We start from the raw sequence: 16,623 nt of genomic DNA on the forward strand, positions 1-16,623 counted from the left end.
AATGCGATCCCAGACCCAAGGAGCTTTCATGCCGATATCCACGAGATCTTCCATCTGCTTCTTAATGGGTTTGCTTATTGGCGCAGCGCCTTTGACCGGTTTCTCGCAGCCGCAGGCGGATACGTCCAAGGCGAAGGCCCCGCCAGCGACGGCGCAACACGACGGGCAGCGGGATTTCGATTTCGAAATCGGTACGTGGAAGACCAAGCTGTCACGCCGCCTGCGGCCGCTGACAGGCTCCAGTACCTGGGTCGAGTACGAGGGTACGACGGTCGTTCGAAAAGTCTGGGACGGCCGCGCCAATCTGGTAGAACTGGAAGTTGAGGGGCCATCCGGCCGCATCGAAGGCTTGTCGCTACGCCTCTACAACCCGGAAGCGAAACAATGGAGCCTGAATTTCTCCAACAGTGCGGGTGGCACGCTGAGCCCCCCGGTGTACGGCGAATTCAAGAATGGACAGGGCGAGTTCTACGGCCAGGAGACGCTCAACGGGCGCGCCATTCTGGTTCGGTTCGTCATCTCCGATATCACCCGGGATTCCTGTCACTTCGAGCAGGCCTTTTCCGATGATGGCGGCAAAACATGGGAAGTGAACTGGGTGGCCACCGATACACGGGTGGCGGACTGATTCTGCGTTGCGCCTGGCTGCGTTGCTACTTCGAGTGTTGACGCAGGTTGTCCAATTTCGCTTGGTACAGCGCCTGCGTGGTGCCGTTGCTGAGTGCATGCGCGCGGACCAGGGCGTGGCCGGCGCGGCGTGCTTGACCTAGCTGCAGATACGCACGGGCCAACCCGAAATAAAACCGGTGTTCTGCGTCGTGCAGTGCGATGGCGCGGCGATAGTGCTCCGCGGCACGCGCGTAGTCGCCGTGGCGCTCGTAATCCGATGCCAACAGGAACTGGTGGAACGGATCCCTGAGCCGGGCTTTTTCCAGTCGCTGCTGGTATTCGTCGGCGTTTTTATGATCACCGGTACGCCGATAGAAGCCCACCATGTTGAACAGTGCCCCCGCATGCTTCGCATCCAGATCCAAAGCGTGCTTGTAGTAGCGCTCAGCTGTCGTCTGGCGGCCCGCGCGCATGTGCAGCACGCCGGCATTGCTCCAACTGGTGGCGTAAGCGGGGTCCAGTTGCAGTGATATCGCCGCGTACGCAACAGCGGTTTCCAATTGATCCTGCGCCATCAGTTCGGCGACACGGTTGTTGTAGAAATGAGCCAACAGCCGCTGATCAGGAATGGGCTCGGGCGGGTGGCGCGCGATGACGGAATCCCACGCCACGTCCACGCTGTAACGCTGCCGTTTGATTTGGATGCCCGCGTTGACATGGGTGGTTCGATAGATCGTGCTTTGTTCCTGGCGCCACACCAGGGTGTCTTCGATGTCCTGGCCGTACGCCTCAAGACCCGCCTCGCGGGCCAATGCGATGGCCAACAACGTAAACGTCAGGCAGTTGGCCTTGCGTGTTCGGTACGCTTGTTCGACGGTATGCGTGGCGTCGTGTTCGTACTCCATGGCCAAGCCATCATCATCGAACAAAAAATCAACCAGCAGGTTCAGCCGTCGCGTCGGCGAGCGGCTTTGATCTATCACTTGTTGATGGAATTTGGCGCGTAGCTCGGCCGGGATGGCCAGCACTTGTTCGGGGCTGGGAGGCGGCGTGACGGGAGGCGAGACCGGCGCCGGCGCCACCGGCGCGAGTGCCAATGCGGCAGCGAATGCCCAGGTCATCATATAGGTACCCTCCGCGGTGAAGGGTGCAACGTCGACGGAGCGAGTCTAGACCTTTTTTAGCCTTCCGCCATGTGCCGAAACTGCAAAAAAGGCCGGTGCCACAGCTGCCGGTAGGAGCGGCGTCCCCGCCGCGAGCTCTTCGCTTTTTAACGCGATCAGACGGGAGAGCTCGCGGCGGGGACGCCGCTCCTACAAGAGCAGCTTTTCATGAACCTGAAGTGCGGGCGCGACAGCCGTTTGCGGCTTGCAGGCCCTAAACCACGGCGTCGCGCTTATGCGCCGGCAACAGGGACCTGATCGAGGCGTTGAACCGTTCGGCCAACACCGCGAAGCCTTCCTCCGTAGGATGTATCTCGTCGTTCCAGAAGGTAGCTGCCTGCGCCTGCTCCACGTCCGAAAAATCCGCCACGCTAAAGAAGCTGCCGTACTGCTCTGGCGATGCCAACGGCTCCATGACCGATTTCAGGAAGCCGTCCACCAGTAGTTTGTCGGCGAACTCCCGCGCGGCTTGTTCGTCATGCAGGACGTGCCGCATGACTTCCCAGAGCCACGGCCCAACGTCGCCCTTCAGCAAAGCGATCAGGCCGATATTGCCCACGGTCAGATCCGCTTTGGCACCCACGCGGGTAATCCGAGCATAGGAATGCGCCAGCACACGCAAGTTGGGCCTGTCTTCGCGTACTCGCTTGATCGCTTCCAGTACACGCACATAGGCGTGGCGGATGGTGGGAAATACGTTGGATTCCAGTAGTAGTTCGTAGGCTTGTTCCGCGCTCAGTTTGTCGCTGCGGGCGCCTTCAACCCAATCCTTGAATACCGCCTCCAACCGTTCCGACAGCGCATCGTTGCCGCCGGCGCTCAGACAGACCAGGTCGAATGGCCACCGCTTCAGGCGGCCGCTTTTTTCTTTCACCTCCGACGGCGCGAACAACCGCTCAGCCGTTGCCCCCGGTTTGCCGATCAGGATGCCCATGCCATCGATGCGGCGGATGCTCTGACGCGCCAGATTGAGATACAGCATGGTGCTGAACCACGAATCTCCCCAATAGAGAATGGACGGATGGGTTTCCAGAAACTTGTCCACCTGCTTGCGCTGGCGGCTGCTGGGAGTGCCCATAGCCGCCCGCCAGGCTTCCCAAGTGGTCACCCAGGTCATCTTGTCCATGGTCTTGCCAGCTCCCCTGCGTAGTACGAAAACCCCTTGTACTGGTGGTAACGCAAATGTGCGGCGTATACGGCCAGGAGATGGCGTTGGGCGTCTTCGAGGAACCTGGGTTGATGTCCGGTCTTAAGTTTTGGACGGCAGAACGGACCCGCAACACATCAATAGGTTTCGGGCGAAAGACCGATCCAGATCAGCGCGCTTCCGGATGCGGAAGGCCGTTCCGCCGCGGATGACGGAACACGGGAGGCAATGCAAATCGTGATGGGGCGCGCGGGGCGTCAGCCTGTAGCCAACATGGGTCGCCGTGCAGGCGAGACGTCCGAGCAAATGCGCCGATGTGACGGCGCATGGACTGTCGGAATGCGGTGCGACACCGCATTCCGATCAGGTTACTTCTTGGCGTTCTTCTTTTCCTGCTTGGCCGCGCGCTTTTCCTGCGGCGTCTTGGCGGGTTGTTTCTTCTGGTTCTTCTTCTGGTCCATGCCTTTGCTCATGACAACGTCTCCAATGGTGATCGAAAGGGATACCCAACGCACAAGGAACAGGCGATGGCGTTTCGCCAACAGTGTAGCGCTTGGCGACTGAGTCCGTGCTGGGCGCTGGACTTATTGGAGCCCTTGTAGGAGCGGCGTCCCGCCGCGAGCTCTTCTGTCAGACCGCGATGAAAGCGAAGAGCTCGCGGCGAGACGCCGCTCCTACACGGCGGGACGCCTACGAAGAGAGGAAGTCCGCCAAGCGACCGGTTCTCAAGGCAAATACTCCACCCTCAACTTGGCGCTGGCGCCTTTGTCGATCCACAGGTAATTCGTAGCGGTGGGTTGGGCGCTGAAGCGCAAGCGCAGCTGGGTGCGGCCGGCGCGATTGATGGCTCCCAAGCCGGCGCCTGAGAAAAGATTGCTGGTCTGGCTGCCGCCGGTGAACCGCTGCAACTGCGCGACATCGTTGGCGGTCATGGCGCCGGCATAGTCGCCGGTTTCGATGATGCAGGCGCCACGGCATCCCAATTGGGCGTCCACCGTAAGCGTGTTGCCCGCCGGGCTGGACCAAGGATCGCCATAAGCGCTGCGGTAGGTGACGGTCACCGTGGCCGAAACCACGGTGGCGCCGTCCGGCAGCGAAGAAGTATCGAAGGACAGCAGCGCACGGTTGTACTTGCCATCGGTGCCGCGACCCAACGCCAGCCCCGAATACGACTCCAATGTGCCGATTGCCGGGGCGCTGCCGTCGGCGTTGGCTTTCACGTAGCCGTCGTTGGCGTCTTCGTTGCTGAATTCGGCGACCAGCGGCGTGCTGCCGCCACCGCCCACCACATTGACGTTAATGGCGGCGGAGGTGCCGACGTTGTCCACCAAGTCAAAAGCGCGAGCCTGCAGTGAATGCAGGCCGCTGGTAGCAGCGGCGGTGTTCCAATTCAGGGAGTAGGGCGCGGTGCTATCGCTGCCCAGCAGGGCGCCGTCCAGCAGGAATTCCACCCGGTCCACACCAACGTTGTCGCTGGCCGTCGCGCTGATGGCCACGGTGCCGCTGACGTTGGCACCGTTTGCCGGCGCAGTCAGCGCAGCCGTGGGCGGCACGCTGTCCAGGTTATCCAGGCCCCAGAAATGGCCGATGTAGTAACTGGAGCAAATGTTGACGTCCAGGATATAGGCGCCGGCAGTACCGCACTGACTCTCGCCGGTACCCGGATCGACTGGCGTGCCGTGGCCCATGCCAGTGATCAGATAGGTTTCCACCTTGGGCTGGCCCGCGGCGTTCTTGTAAACCGCGTGCGGGTAGCCGACCACCGTGTCGTTGACATCGGCGGTCTGGTCGATGCCATGCACGTGGGTCCACTGCTGCATGCTCTCGGTCAGATTGGCCGGGCGCACCACATAGTCCGCGTCGCCATGCCAGATGGAGACGATGGGCCAGGGGCCGCTGTGACTGCTGGCCGCACGCACCTTGTCGCCCCATTGCGCCGGGCTGAGATCGCTACCCGGGTTCATGCAACTGAAAGCGGCGCTCTGGCTGGTGGCGCAACGATAGGGCAGCCCGGCAACGATGGCGCCGCCGGCAAAGACTTCCGGGTAGGTCGCCAGCATCGCCGCCGTCATCGCACCACCAGCCGACAAGCCGGTGACATAGACGCGGGCGCCGTTGCTGCCGTGGTCCGTCTTCATGCGGTCGACCATCTGCTTGATCGAAAGCGCCTCGCCCTGGCCGCGTGTCGTGTCCCCGCTCTCGAACCAGTTGAAGCAGGTGCTGGAGTTATTGGCGCTCTGCTGCTGCGGCAATACCAAAGCGAACTGCCAGCGGTCGGCCAGCATCTGCCAGCCCGTTTCGGCATCGTAGCTGGCGGCGCTTTGCGAACAACCATGCAGCGCGACGACCAGGGGCGCGCCCGCGGGCAGGCCGGCGGGCACGTACTTGAACATGCGCAGGTTGCCGGGGTTGCTGCCGAAACCGGTGACCTCGGTCTGCGCCCAGGCCGGTGCTGCCAGGCTCATCGCGAACAGGCAGAGTCCGACGGCGACCGTTCGCCACCGGGACGCCGGTTGTTCGGAGGAAGAGAGACCCGATACGCCGCGATTGGCGTGGACGGCAGCGGGAGAGGAAGAGAGAGAAAAGTAGATCACGCAGGCAGCTCCTCATGGTGATGGACCAGATGGCTGACGCGAACCAGCAGGTGACGGCTGGGGAGGGGCGCGTCGAATGACCGCCGCAGTAGGCCACTGCGGGACACCCGCGACCATCGGCCATTGGGGAAAGCTGCGATGCAGCATGGTGCGCCTGCCCTTCTTCGGTTTATCAGGTACCCAGTCGGTAACCGTAGGCCACTATCATCCGCAGCACCGACACGGGTAATCCGTCATTGCCCGAGTCCCCGGCTTGGGGCACTCTTGCTTACTGGGCTATTTGATTCGGACGGGACTGTGGGCGCAAAAAGGGGGGCGTTGGCTTGTGTTGGGGTGGGGATGACGCTGGGTGCGCATCTGGCGCCGCGTTCTCGCAACCACATAGAGCAGGCAGACGTAGTTTTTGTCGCGGCATCGGACCCGCTGGTGGAGTTGTGGGTGCAGGACATGCACGCTGACGTGCGCAGTTTGCAGCCGTTTTATCGGGAAGGTAAGCCGCGCAGCGAGACCTACAGGCAAATGGTGGAAGCGATGCTGGCGGAGGTCCGTGCAGGCCGGCAGGTCTGCGGTGCCTTCTACGGCCATCCCGGTGTGTTTGCGTTGGTTCCGCACAGGGCAATTGCGCAGGCGCGTGCGGAAGGTTTTGACGCGGTGATGGAAGCTGCCGTGTCGGCGGAGGATTGCCTGTATGCGGACCTGGGCATCGATCCGGGAACCTTCGGCTGCCAACATTACGAAGCGACTCAGTTCATGCTCTATCAGCGTCGCATCGATCCCTCGGCTTACCTGATTCTTTGGCAGGTAGGGGTAGCTGGTGATCGGACCTTGGCCCGGTTTTCAACAGGGGCGGCTTTTCGTCAATTGCTTGTAGAACTATTGGCTCAGGATTACCCGCAAGATCATGAAGTGATCGCTTATGAGGCCGCTACCTTGCCCATTGCGTCGCCCCGCACAGAGCGCATGCGACTTTTTGAATTGACGGCGATCAAGCTAACTCAGGCAACAACATTGGTGATACCCCCGGCCCGGGCCATGCAGATCAATCAGGCCATAATGGACCGACTGGCGGGACTGCAGGAGAACGGCTGACCTGATGTCCAGCTGCCTTGTTCATTGACTACGGGACCGGCAAGCTTAGGAGGTCCAATAAGCTGGTAAGGGGTGGGCAGACCAAGCACATCATCGCCTTTCCAGTGCTGTTCGCCGATTACAGGCCATTACTAGCATCGGTTTTCGGCCGCCAAGGCCATGTGTCCCAAGGGGGAGTAAACCCGGCATAATGACTGGAAGCGCCCGGCAGGATAGGGTAGTAGCTGGGGGCTGAGCCGTCGGGTTGGTTGATTGTAAATCAAATGCTATTTGTGGGCGGAAGATAAAGGGATGTAGATCCTTGTCCTAGCCATAATTTCGTAGGCTATTTGAATTGGTAGGGGGAATTGATGTCGCAGACTATTCGATTTATGGAATCGCTTGGCCGCCAGCCGGCGTTCGGCAATGTATCTGCCGCAGATTATGCGAACTTAGTGGGCTCTCTCGAAGTTGGAGATGAAGAAAGGCAAGCCTTGTTGGATAGGAATTTTGTTGCGCTAGGCGGCTTGCTAGACGCACGTCCGGCGATGGCCTGCATGGTGTGGTCGCCCGATGAAGCGCCTATGCGCAAAGAGGATGACCAGTCGGACACGGAACAACCCGCGGAAGAAGAACCGCCGGCAACGGAATAGTGCCGTACGCCGCGAGCGCGGCAAGGAGCGGATATGTTTGTGCGCAGCCTCATGATCGGCTTGGTGATGGGTTTGGGGGCGGCATTGCTGCCCCTCGAAGCCATGGGTTCGGATTGGTTCGAAAAGCGCCTACGCCAAGCAGAATCCGCTCGTAGCTCCGACCCAAAAGCATTCCAGGAAATCCTCGGGCAGCTCAATGCACGGGAAGAAAAGGCAAGCCCTCCTCAAAAGGAGCAATTGCAATACCTCAATGCTTATGCGCGCGTCTTCCAAGGCCGGCCAGAGCAGGCGATTCCGGAAGCTCGTCAGCTGATCGCTGTGTCGACCAACTTTGATATGAAGTTCCGTGCGGGCGCATTAATAGTAAACGCGCACGCGCTCAACAGGCAGTTCGTCGAAGGTCTTCGCCAGTTGGAGGAAACGCTGGCGCTTATGGATCGTGTCCGGTCAAGCGAGCTGCGGCATCAGGGATTGGGCGTGGCAGCGCTTATACATAGCCAGATCGGACAGCATAAGGTGGCGCTGCATTACGCCGAGCGAATCTTGGGCGACGAACCGACAGGCCGTACGTATTGTCTAGCGAGGCAGGTGAAGCTGCAGGCATTGCAGAACCTGGCTATCTTGCCTGGCGATGAGACTGTCTTCAACGAAGCAATTGACCAATGTTTGCAGCTTCGGGAGTACGCCGCGGCCAATTTCATCCGAATTACCTTGGCCAGAAAATGGGCGGCCGAAGGTCAGCGGGAAATGGCCATCTCATTATTGGAAAGGCACTTGCCCGAGGTTGAGGCCACGCGCTATCAACATTTGGTTGGCGAGGTAAAGGCATTGCTGGCTGAGCTTATGCTTGAAAAAGGAGAGACGGTCGCTGCGGAGAGATATGCGCTTGGCGCCATTGCTCTGAATACAAGCATTCATAGCTCCCTGACTTTGGCGAGCGCAAACAAAACTATGTATGAAATCGCGCAGCGCCGCGGCGATACGCAAACAGCACTGTCGGCCTACAAGAGTTATGCCGAAGCGGATAAGGCTTACCTCAACGAAATTAAGGCCAGAGAGATGGCCTACCAGATCGTACGCCAGGAAACCCTGCAAAAAAGCCAGCAAATCAGTTTGCTGGACAAGCAGAATCAAGTCCTCCAGCTACAAAGCAAGCTCGACCAGAAGTCCGCACAGAACACTCGGTTGATCGTGATGTTGCTGGTGATGCTGGTGGCTTCGATCGGTTATTGGGCCTACAAAATCAAGCGGGTGCAGTTGTCACTCAAGCAGATGGCGGAAACCGATGCGTTGACCGGGGTCTGCAATCGTCATCATTTCACCTTGCAGGCGGAACGCGCGCTGGCTCAATGCGCGCGCGCGGGTGAGGAAGTGTCGTTGATCATGTTCGACCTGGATCATTTCAAACTGGTCAACGACCGCTACGGTCACCAGACCGGTGACTGGGTGCTCAAGCAAGTGGCGGACGCCTGCAAGGGTTTCTGCCGGCGCATTGACGTGCTGGGACGGCTGGGTGGGGAAGAATTCGCCATCCTGATGTACGGCTGCGACCTGCGTGGAGCGACGCGTGTGGCGGAAGATTGCCGCGTGCGCCTGGCCCAGATCGATAGCCGCGAGACCGGCCATACCTTTGCCGTGACCGCCAGTTTCGGCGTTACCTCCAGCGCGCTGTCCGGATATAGCTTGGCCAAGCTGCTGTCGCATGCCGACAAGGTGCTTTACCGCGCCAAGCACTTGGGCCGCAACCGCGTTTGCATGTTCGAGGGCGCGCTTGCGCCGCTGCACGAAGGCGCAAGCAACGTGCTGGAACTGCCGCATCGCCATGACGAGCGGTTGGAAAGCCTCCGCTCTTAGTTGTTTTTGGCGCCGGTGCTTCGGCCGGATTCGGTATTGCTGACGCCGGGGTTTCCCAGGAGAAGCAGCCGAGCAAGCTCGACTCTACGAGAAGCGGCTTGCCTGGATCGGCCGGAAGGAGCAGCCGAGCAAGCTCGGCTCTACGAGAAGCGCGGGCTATTCTCTATCGCCTGCCGTTGCGACGGCATGATTGCTACTGACTCGGTGCTATCGCGGGGTGCAGCTCGGCTCTACGAGAAGCAGGCGCCTGGATCTGCCGCATCAGCGTGTGGCGTTTTCTATGCGCGGTCCATCCAGTCCGTTGGATTGGCATACCACTCGATTGCGCCCTCCGGTTTTCGCCCGGTACAAGGCGCCGCCGGCCGCTTCCAGCCAATCAAGTAGTTCCGCATCGCCCTCCGTTGCCTCGGCTATGCCTGTGCTGACGGTACAGCGCAGCTCGGATATGTCGGGCATGGTGATCGATTCCACTCCGTGACGGATGCGTTCGGCCACGATCCGTGCGGCCTGCGCACCGGTGCCTTGCAGCACCAGCCCGAACTCATCGCCGCCGAATCGACCCGCCTTGTCGATGTTGCGAATGCTCCCACGGATCACCGTCGCCACGGCTCGCAGTACCTCATCGCCAACCGTGGAGCCATAGGTGTCGTTGATGGATTTAAAATGATCCACATCGATCATCAGCAGTGTGGCGGCTTCACCGCTGTCATGCCGATGCTGAAGTATGTATTCGGCTTGTGTCAGCCAGTACCGTCGGCCGTCCAGACCGGTCAGCACATCCAGACGGCTCAGTTCGTCCAGCAGGCGGTTTTGCCGTTTGACCTCGCGAACCAGCCGATAGCTGGCCCGGCTGACGGCGATGGAATGGATCAGCAGCATGGGCAGGCAGGCAAGCAGCACCTGCATGCTGGTCACTGGCTGGAATGCGAAATCGGTGAACAAGCCAGCGCTTATGCAGCCCAACGCTATCGCGCCCAACGACCACAGCCACAGCCGTTGGATACCGGTGCTGATCTTGTCCACGGTCGCCAGGGTGATGAGCAGGACACTAGGCAGCAGGTTGAACTGCATTAGCGCCACCCACATGCCTACCAGCGTGGAGTCGAACAGCAGGTTGCGGATTTCCGCGTGGTAGGGCGTTTCGCTGCGAGTGGCTACCAGCAGTGCCAGCTGCGGCCAGACCAGGCCAGTGAACAGTAACCACAGCCAGAAAGTCGGCGGGGCCTGGTTCTCGTGCAGCACCGCCGCAATGCAAAGTGAAGCCAGCGCCATGCCAAGCACGCGCAGCCGATAGATCCGGCGGGGCAGGCGATGGGCGTCGCCGCTTTCGTCGGTGGGGTATTGGGCGGACGAGGTCATGGGTACCGTTGACTCTCCATCAAACGTCAGCCTCCCAGGCTGAGAGCATCATATAGAAAACTTCCGTATCGCAATGGGCAGGATATCGCCCGGAGAACGGGAACATTGAGCCCGTCTCTTGCGATGCTGGCAGATGCAATCCCTGGGCCAGAACGCCGACCGGCTTGCAAAGAAGGTATCCGGAAAGGCAATCACACTAGGGCAGCGAGTCATCGGGTTGTAGCAAACATAGCTTGCCGTCGCTCTCTGTCAAAGCCGATTTGGGACAATAGGCCGTTGCTTTTGTGCACCATGGCACGGTTCTACAACCAAGCTCCCTTTTTATCGCCAGTGGCTGTCTCACATGGGACGACTTGTCGGCTCCAACAGCCGAAGACTGGTCAACCCGCTACGGCCGACTCATCCTGCGAAGCTGCTTTAGGACAAACTCCCTTTCAAAACATCGGGCGCGATACAGAATGAGCGATAGCTTGCCGGCCGAGCACGGCTTTTCCATCCAGCGGGTCGGAGGCATGGCACTGTTGTGCAGCGCCGCCTTCTTGGCAACGGCCATTACATTGCAGTTTTTGCGCGTGGATCTGGATTGGCAACGCGCCACACTTAGCCGGTACTTGCTCGGCCCTTTTGGGTTGTGGTTGAGAATTATGTACTGCGTGCTGTCGCTGGCCATCGTGGTTCTGGCGGTAGGGTTGTACGCCGACCTGGAGCGACGGGCCCGCAGCGCTGCCCCGTTGTTGTTGTTGACGGCCGGCGCGGTGGCGCTAAGCGCCGTGTCGATCGGCGACTCCTGGTTACCCGAACGGGCGCCGGACCTGCACCGCTTCGTCCATGGCCTTGCGGCTTCTTCCGCGTTTCTCCTGGTCGGTACCGGCATGGTGTTGCAGGCTTGGCGGTTCCGTGGCGACGCGGACTGGCGCAGATACTTCCCGCTGGCATTGCTGTGGGCCTTGGCTTGCTATGCGGTGTTATGGCTGCATGTGCTCTGGCCGCCGGCGTCCGGAGCCAAGGTACAGAAGACGCTCATTCTGATGATCGTCCTGGCGATGTCGGCGGCTGCCGCTCGCCTGTGGCTTCGTCCGGGTAGGACGGACGGTGCTTAGTCCCCCTGAAGAGCGGTCGAGTCCTCCAAAGGTATGCAACAGGCTCGGCTCTACGAAGCGCGGTGCTATGCCGAGGATCGCGGCTCCTGAGGAAGTAGCAGGGCAAAAGATGGTCATGGCAGCCCCTGGTATAAAGCCTTTACCTGATCTCGCAGTCTCGGCGTTAAGCTGACGGCAACAACCAAAGAGGTGATGCCATGATTCAACGATTCGATGTGGGCAAAAGATTGTCCGAGATGGCGGTCCACAACGGTGTGGTCTATCTGGCCGGGCAAGTAGCCGAGGATCCCACGACCGGCATCCGCGGTCAGACCGAACAAGTGCTGGCTTCCATTGACGCGCTGCTGGCGCGGGCCGGCACCGACAAGACCAAGATATTGCGCGCCGAAATCTTCCTGAAGAACTTGATAGATTTCGAGCCGATGAACGAAGTCTGGGAAGCCTGGGTGCCCGAAGGCAATGCGCCACCGCGCGCCACGCTGCAAGCGGCGCTGGCGAGCCAGCATTGGCTGATCGAGATCGTGGTGACCGCGGCGGTGTAAAGGCAAAGACTTCGTAGGAGCGACGTCCCGCCGCGAGCTCTTCCGCCTTTATCGCGATCGGACAGGAAAAGCTCGCGGCGGGACGTCGCTCCTACGGCGGCACCTGTCACGCGGCCTTCGTGTAATAAAACTGCTGTCGAACGATAACCTAAAAGCAACAGCGGCAAAGCTATCTTATTTGCACGCCCCGCATCGCTGCGTGCAAGGGTCTTTCAGATCCTGCCGCAGCCACTGCGGGCGACCAACCGCCGCCATAGAATTACAGCCGTGATTGCTCCGCCAGCCAAGCCACGGCACCCAGGCCGGCAAGACGGCCGCTGGCAAAACACGCGCTAAGCAGATAACCCCCGGTGGGCGCTTCCCAGTCCAGCATTTCGCCCGCGGCGAACACGCCTGGCAGGCTGGCGACCATCAGATTTTCATCCAGGTCTTCGAGGCATACGCCGCCAGCACTGCTGATGGCTTCCTCTATCGGTCGCGGCCGTTTCAATACCAGCGGCAGACGCTTGATGGTCTCGACTACGGCAGCTGTGTCGGTGAGCTGATGCTTGTCCAGTACTTCATGCAGCAACACCGCCTTGACGCCGGTCAGGCCGGCTTCGCGACGCAGGTGTTCGCTGAAGCTTCGCGACCCGCGCGGCTTGCCCAAGTCGCGCTGCAGTCGACGTTCGTCGCGCCCGGGCGCCAGGTCCAGGTGAAGGGTCGTCTGGCCGTCGCGTGCGATTGCATTGCGCAGCGTGGGAGAAAGCGCGTAGACGAGGCTTCCTTCGATGCCGGTGGCGGTGACGACGCATTCGCCCTGCTGGCTATGTTCAATACCGTGTTGGTCGCGCCAATACGCGACCACGGGTTTGAGCGGGGCGCCTGCGTAGCGACTGGCCAGGTGTTCGCTCCAGCCGACATCGAAGCCGCAGTTGGAAGGCAGCAATGGTGCGACGTCCACACCGCGTTCTCGCAGTAGCGGCTGCCAAGCGCCATCAGAACCCAGTTGCGGCCAACTGCCACCGCCCAGCGCCAGCACTATCGCGTCGGCCTGCACGGTCTGTTCGCCTTCGGAGGTTGCGAATTTCAGCCGACCGTCTGCGGTCCAGCCCAGCCAACGATGCTGCACATGGAATTGCACGCCTTGTTCACGCAGGCGGCGCACCCAGCCACGCAGCAAGGGTGCCGCCTTGAGGTCCTGCGGGAAAACTCGCCCGGAGCTGCCGACGAATGTTTCCACGCCCAATCCGGCTGCCCATTTGCGCAACGCCCCCGCGTCAAAATCGCGCAACCAGCTTGCGACCTGCTTACTGCGTTCGGCATAACGGGTAACGAAAACATCGAAGGGATCGGAATGGGTGAGGTTCAAGCCGCCTTTGCCGGCGATCAGAAACTTCCGTCCCACCGAGCCCTTGGCTTCATAAAGGTCCACCGCCAGCCCGGCGGCTCGTGCTGTTTCCGCGGCCATCAGTCCGGCGGGGCCGCCGCCGACGATGGCGAGGCGTGGAGCGGTATTGTTCTCATGCATCCGGACATTATGCGCGACGATGACCACCGGCAGATGCCGGCGCAGGTGGTATGACGTATCGTCGCCGGCTGGTTCTCCAAGACTTTGGGCCTCGATGATCCCCCAGACCTTTTCCGCACGCCGCGCCGCCACCGCCGTTCTTCTGTTGTTCGCATCCTGGTCCGCGAGCGCCGCTGCCCAAGCGGTGCAGCCATCAGAGTTGCCGGAGTCGCTGCGGGATCTCGATGCCTATGTGGAATCGGTACGAAAGACATTCGATGTGCCGGGGATTGCGGTGGCCATCGTCAAAGATGGAGAGGTGGTGCTGGAGCGCGGCTACGGTGTTCGCGAGTTGGACAAACCGGCCAAGGTGGACGCGCATACGCTGTTCGCCATCGCATCCAACACCAAAGCTTTTACATCCGCTTCCCTGTCGATCCTGGCCGACGAGGGCAAGTTGAACCTGGATGATCGCGTCATCGATCATCTGCCGTGGTTCCGCATGGCCGATCCTTACGTGACCCGCGAGATGCGGCTGCGCGACTTGTTGGCGCACCGTAGTGGATTGGGACTGGGCGCCGGCGACCTGTTGTTCTGGCCGACCACTACCTACAGCAACGAAGAGGTGGCGCGCCGGTTGCGCGATGTGCCGCTGGCCGGGGGTTTTCGCGGCCAGTATGCGTACGACAATATCCTGTACGGCGTAGCGCAGCAGGTGATAGAGAAAGTCAGTGGGCAGAGTTATCAGCAGTTCTTGCATACACGCATTCTGCAGCCACTGGGCATGCGCGAGACGCTTTACAACAGTGACGCGTTGAAGCCCGGCGACAACTTCGCCACCGGCTATGCCAAGGCCGATTTCAAGGACCTGCAGGCCGCCCCGCAGATGACATGGTCGAACGTCGCGGGCGCCGGTGGCCTCTACTCCAGCGCGCACGACATGGCCAGGTGGATGCGGGTGCAACTGGACGGCGGCGTGTACGCCGGGGAAGGCGAACAGGAGCGCCGTTTGTTCAGTGACGCGCGGCATAAGGCGATGTGGTCGATGGTCACGCCGATGCCCATCACGGAACCTAAAGTAGAAGCCTTGAAAGCCGCGCGGCCCAATTTTCTGGGCTACGGCGAAGGCTGGGTGCTATCGGATTATCGCGGCCGGAAAATGGTATGGCACACGGGCGGTTGGCCGGGCATGGTGTCGCGGGTAACGCTGATTCCGGAACAGAAACTAGGCGTCGTGGTGCTGACCAACCAGGAAGTGGGGGCGGCGTTCAACGCGGTAACTCTGCGGATAGTGGATGCCTTCCTCGAAGCGCCGGCAACCGATTGGTTGAGTGCCTACGCGGCTGCGGTAGCGCTGCAAAAGGGCGATGCTGACGAGAAATGGAAGAAGCTGCTGGCCGCGCGCGATACGGCGTCCAGGCCTTCGCGGCCACTGTCTGCTTACGCGGGAAAGTTACGCGACCCGTGGTACGGCGACGTGGCCATCACGCGTGAAGGAAGCAAGCTGGTGATGCGCTTCAGCCGCACTCCGCAACTGGTGGGTGATCTGTCGCATTGGCAACAGGACACTTTTGTTGTGCGCTGGCGAGAGCGTTGGTTGAACGCAGATGCGTTCCTGACCTTTGCCCTGAAGCCGGATGGCACCATCCGCGAAGCGCGAATGGAAGCCATATCGCCATTGACCGACTTCAGCTTCGATTTCCATGATCTTCGGCTGACGCCGGAGGGGAAGTCGTCAGGGCACTAAGAAATGCTTCTTGTGGGAGCGACGTGAGTCGCGACCGTAAGCTCAAAAGAGTAATGGGCACGGATCCATGCGAACAGAACTTGATAAAAGTGACACGGATTTATCCGTGTTTAGCTGCATTGATCCGTGTCTAAATGCCTTCACGGTCGCGACTTACGTCGCTCCCACAACAACAAAGATTGCTGTATTCAGTGTGGTTTCACGTCCAGCAGTTCCACCTCGAACACCAATGAGGCGCCGGGAGGAATGACGCCGCCCGCACCTTCGCGGCCATAGCCGTAATCGGACGGGATCAACAGCACGCGCTTGCCGCCGACTTTCATGCCGGCTACGCCATCGTCCCAGCCGCGAATGACCTGGCCGGCCCCCAGCAGAAAGGTGAACGGTTCGCCGCGGTCCACGGAGCTGTCGAACTTCTGGCCGCGCTTTTCCGGCGCACTTTCGTCGTATAGCCAGCCGGTGTAGTGGACGGTGACGTCATTGCCGGCAACAGCAACGGCGCCAGTTCCCGCTTGCTGGTCGATACGTTGCAGTTCCGCCACGCTGCCTGTGGGTGGCGGAGCGGAAGGCGTACAAGCGGAAAGCAGGAAGACAATGGACAACAACAGAGCGCGCATGGGAAAGGCCGGAATTCGGGAGCGCGAAGGGTAACCTATCGAGTTCATGGGTGGTGGTTCGTTTTTGTTCCGTAGGTGGTGGGGAGGACAGGACTCTCGCGAGCTCGCGGCGGGACGCCGCTCCTACGGGAGTTGTGCAGGATGTCGGCACTCACGGCCATCACGGTTACCATGCACCCATGTCAAAACTGCTTCTGAACCTGCGTAACGTGCCCGATGACGAGGCTGCTGAAGTCCGCGCCTTGCTGGATCAGCATCACATTGCCTACTACGAGACGGTCGCCAGTCCGTGGGGAATTTCCAGCGGCGGCATCTGGCTTTCCCAGCCGGAGCAATTGGAGCGGGCCAAGGCGTTGATGAGCGAATACCAAGCGCAGCGCGGTACCCGCATGCGGGCCGAACGCGAAGCGGCCCTGCGCGAGGGCAGGGGGGAAACCTTCGGCAGCCTGTTACGGGAGCGCCCGGGATACGTCATTGGCATGCTGGTAGCGATATTGCTGGTGCTGGGCCTGACGTTGGCGCTGCCGTATATGTTGCTCTGAGGTGCCCTGTAGAGCCGAGCTGCGCCCCGCGGTAGCCCAGAGTCAGCAGCGATGAGGCCGTCGCAACGGCAGACGGTAGCGAATGGCCAAGTGTCCAAGTAGAGCCGAGCTTGCTCGGCTGCTCCGGGAACCATGCACA

At 60.7% G+C, this 16,623-nt stretch carries 14 protein-coding genes; 8 read left to right on the forward strand and 6 right to left on the reverse strand.

Going from position 1 to position 16,623, the window contains the following annotated elements:
- The first annotated feature begins 28 nt into the window (after positions 1-28).
- Positions 29-628, forward strand: coding sequence for a hypothetical protein (locus AADW18_RS00855; protein ID WP_337341458.1), 600 nt, complete (start codon positions 29-31; stop codon positions 626-628).
- Between the two features lie 25 nt (positions 629-653).
- Here AADW18_RS00855 and AADW18_RS00860 read toward each other — a convergent pair whose 3' ends face one another.
- From AADW18_RS00860 to AADW18_RS00870, 3 genes are all read right to left on the reverse strand, one after another.
- The gene (locus AADW18_RS00860) at positions 654-1,733 is read right to left on the reverse strand and encodes a transglutaminase domain-containing protein (RefSeq protein WP_337341459.1); all 1,080 of its coding nucleotides are present in this window, start codon (positions 1,731-1,733) and stop codon (positions 654-656) included.
- 253 nt (positions 1,734-1,986) lie between these two features.
- Entirely contained in the window at positions 1,987-2,898 is a 912-nt protein-coding gene (locus AADW18_RS00865) for a hypothetical protein (protein ID WP_337341460.1), read from the reverse strand.
- Between the two features lie 746 nt (positions 2,899-3,644).
- Entirely contained in the window at positions 3,645-5,513 is a 1,869-nt protein-coding gene (locus AADW18_RS00870; protein WP_337341461.1) for a PHB depolymerase family esterase, read from the reverse strand.
- Positions 5,514-5,810: 297 nt separating this feature from the next.
- On the opposite strand from AADW18_RS00870, the gene AADW18_RS00875 reads away from it, so the two are divergent.
- The 3 genes from AADW18_RS00875 to AADW18_RS00885 all read left to right on the forward strand — a co-directional run bounded on the left by AADW18_RS00875 (position 5,811) and on the right by AADW18_RS00885 (position 9,088).
- A complete protein-coding gene (locus AADW18_RS00875) occupies positions 5,811-6,602 on the forward strand; it encodes an SAM-dependent methyltransferase (protein WP_337341462.1) in 792 nt (263 codons plus the stop codon).
- A 350-nt stretch (positions 6,603-6,952) separates the two neighbouring features.
- Entirely contained in the window at positions 6,953-7,234 is a 282-nt protein-coding gene (locus AADW18_RS00880; protein ID WP_337341463.1) for a hypothetical protein, read from the forward strand.
- 33 nt (positions 7,235-7,267) lie between these two features.
- Positions 7,268-9,088 (forward strand): GGDEF domain-containing protein, encoded by a 1,821-nt coding sequence (locus tag AADW18_RS00885; protein WP_337341464.1) that lies wholly within the window; start codon positions 7,268-7,270, stop codon positions 9,086-9,088.
- A gap of 261 nt (positions 9,089-9,349) precedes the next feature.
- On the opposite strand, the gene AADW18_RS00890 is transcribed toward AADW18_RS00885, so the two are convergent.
- Complete coding sequence (locus tag AADW18_RS00890) at positions 9,350-10,447, reverse strand: diguanylate cyclase (protein WP_337341465.1); 1,098 nt, start codon at positions 10,445-10,447, stop codon at positions 9,350-9,352.
- A 458-nt stretch (positions 10,448-10,905) separates the two neighbouring features.
- Here AADW18_RS00890 and AADW18_RS00895 point away from each other — a divergent pair, with 458 nt between their 5' ends.
- Together AADW18_RS00895 and AADW18_RS00900 are read left to right on the forward strand one after the other, a co-directional pair.
- Positions 10,906-11,547 carry a DUF998 domain-containing protein gene (locus AADW18_RS00895; RefSeq protein WP_337341466.1) on the forward strand — a complete coding sequence of 214 codons (642 nt, stop codon included), beginning with the start codon at positions 10,906-10,908 and terminating at the stop codon, positions 11,545-11,547.
- A gap of 197 nt (positions 11,548-11,744) precedes the next feature.
- Positions 11,745-12,089, forward strand: a complete 345-nt coding sequence (locus AADW18_RS00900; RefSeq protein WP_337341467.1) for a RidA family protein — start codon at positions 11,745-11,747, stop codon at positions 12,087-12,089.
- A gap of 259 nt (positions 12,090-12,348) precedes the next feature.
- On the opposite strand, the gene AADW18_RS00905 is transcribed toward AADW18_RS00900, so the two are convergent.
- Positions 12,349-13,599, reverse strand: coding sequence for a TIGR03862 family flavoprotein (locus AADW18_RS00905; protein ID WP_337342088.1), 1,251 nt, complete (start codon positions 13,597-13,599; stop codon positions 12,349-12,351).
- Between the two features lie 94 nt (positions 13,600-13,693).
- Here AADW18_RS00905 and AADW18_RS00910 point away from each other — a divergent pair, with 94 nt between their 5' ends.
- On the forward strand, positions 13,694-15,325 hold the full coding sequence (locus AADW18_RS00910) for a serine hydrolase (RefSeq protein WP_337341468.1): 1,632 nt from the start codon (positions 13,694-13,696) through the stop codon (positions 15,323-15,325).
- A gap of 188 nt (positions 15,326-15,513) precedes the next feature.
- Here the strand turns inward: AADW18_RS00910 and AADW18_RS00915 are convergent, their stop codons facing one another.
- On the reverse strand, positions 15,514-15,942 hold the full coding sequence (locus AADW18_RS00915) for an FKBP-type peptidyl-prolyl cis-trans isomerase (RefSeq protein WP_337341469.1): 429 nt from the start codon (positions 15,940-15,942) through the stop codon (positions 15,514-15,516).
- 179 nt (positions 15,943-16,121) lie between these two features.
- Between AADW18_RS00915 and AADW18_RS00920 the strand changes: the two genes are divergently transcribed.
- Positions 16,122-16,484 (forward strand): DUF6164 family protein, encoded by a 363-nt coding sequence (locus tag AADW18_RS00920; RefSeq protein WP_337341470.1) that lies wholly within the window; start codon positions 16,122-16,124, stop codon positions 16,482-16,484.
- Positions 16,485-16,623: the final 139 nt, after the last annotated feature.

This window comes from Pseudoxanthomonas sp. CCNWLY206-1 (genome assembly GCF_039710385.1).
Taxonomy (GTDB): domain Bacteria; phylum Pseudomonadota; class Gammaproteobacteria; order Xanthomonadales; family Xanthomonadaceae; genus Pseudoxanthomonas_A.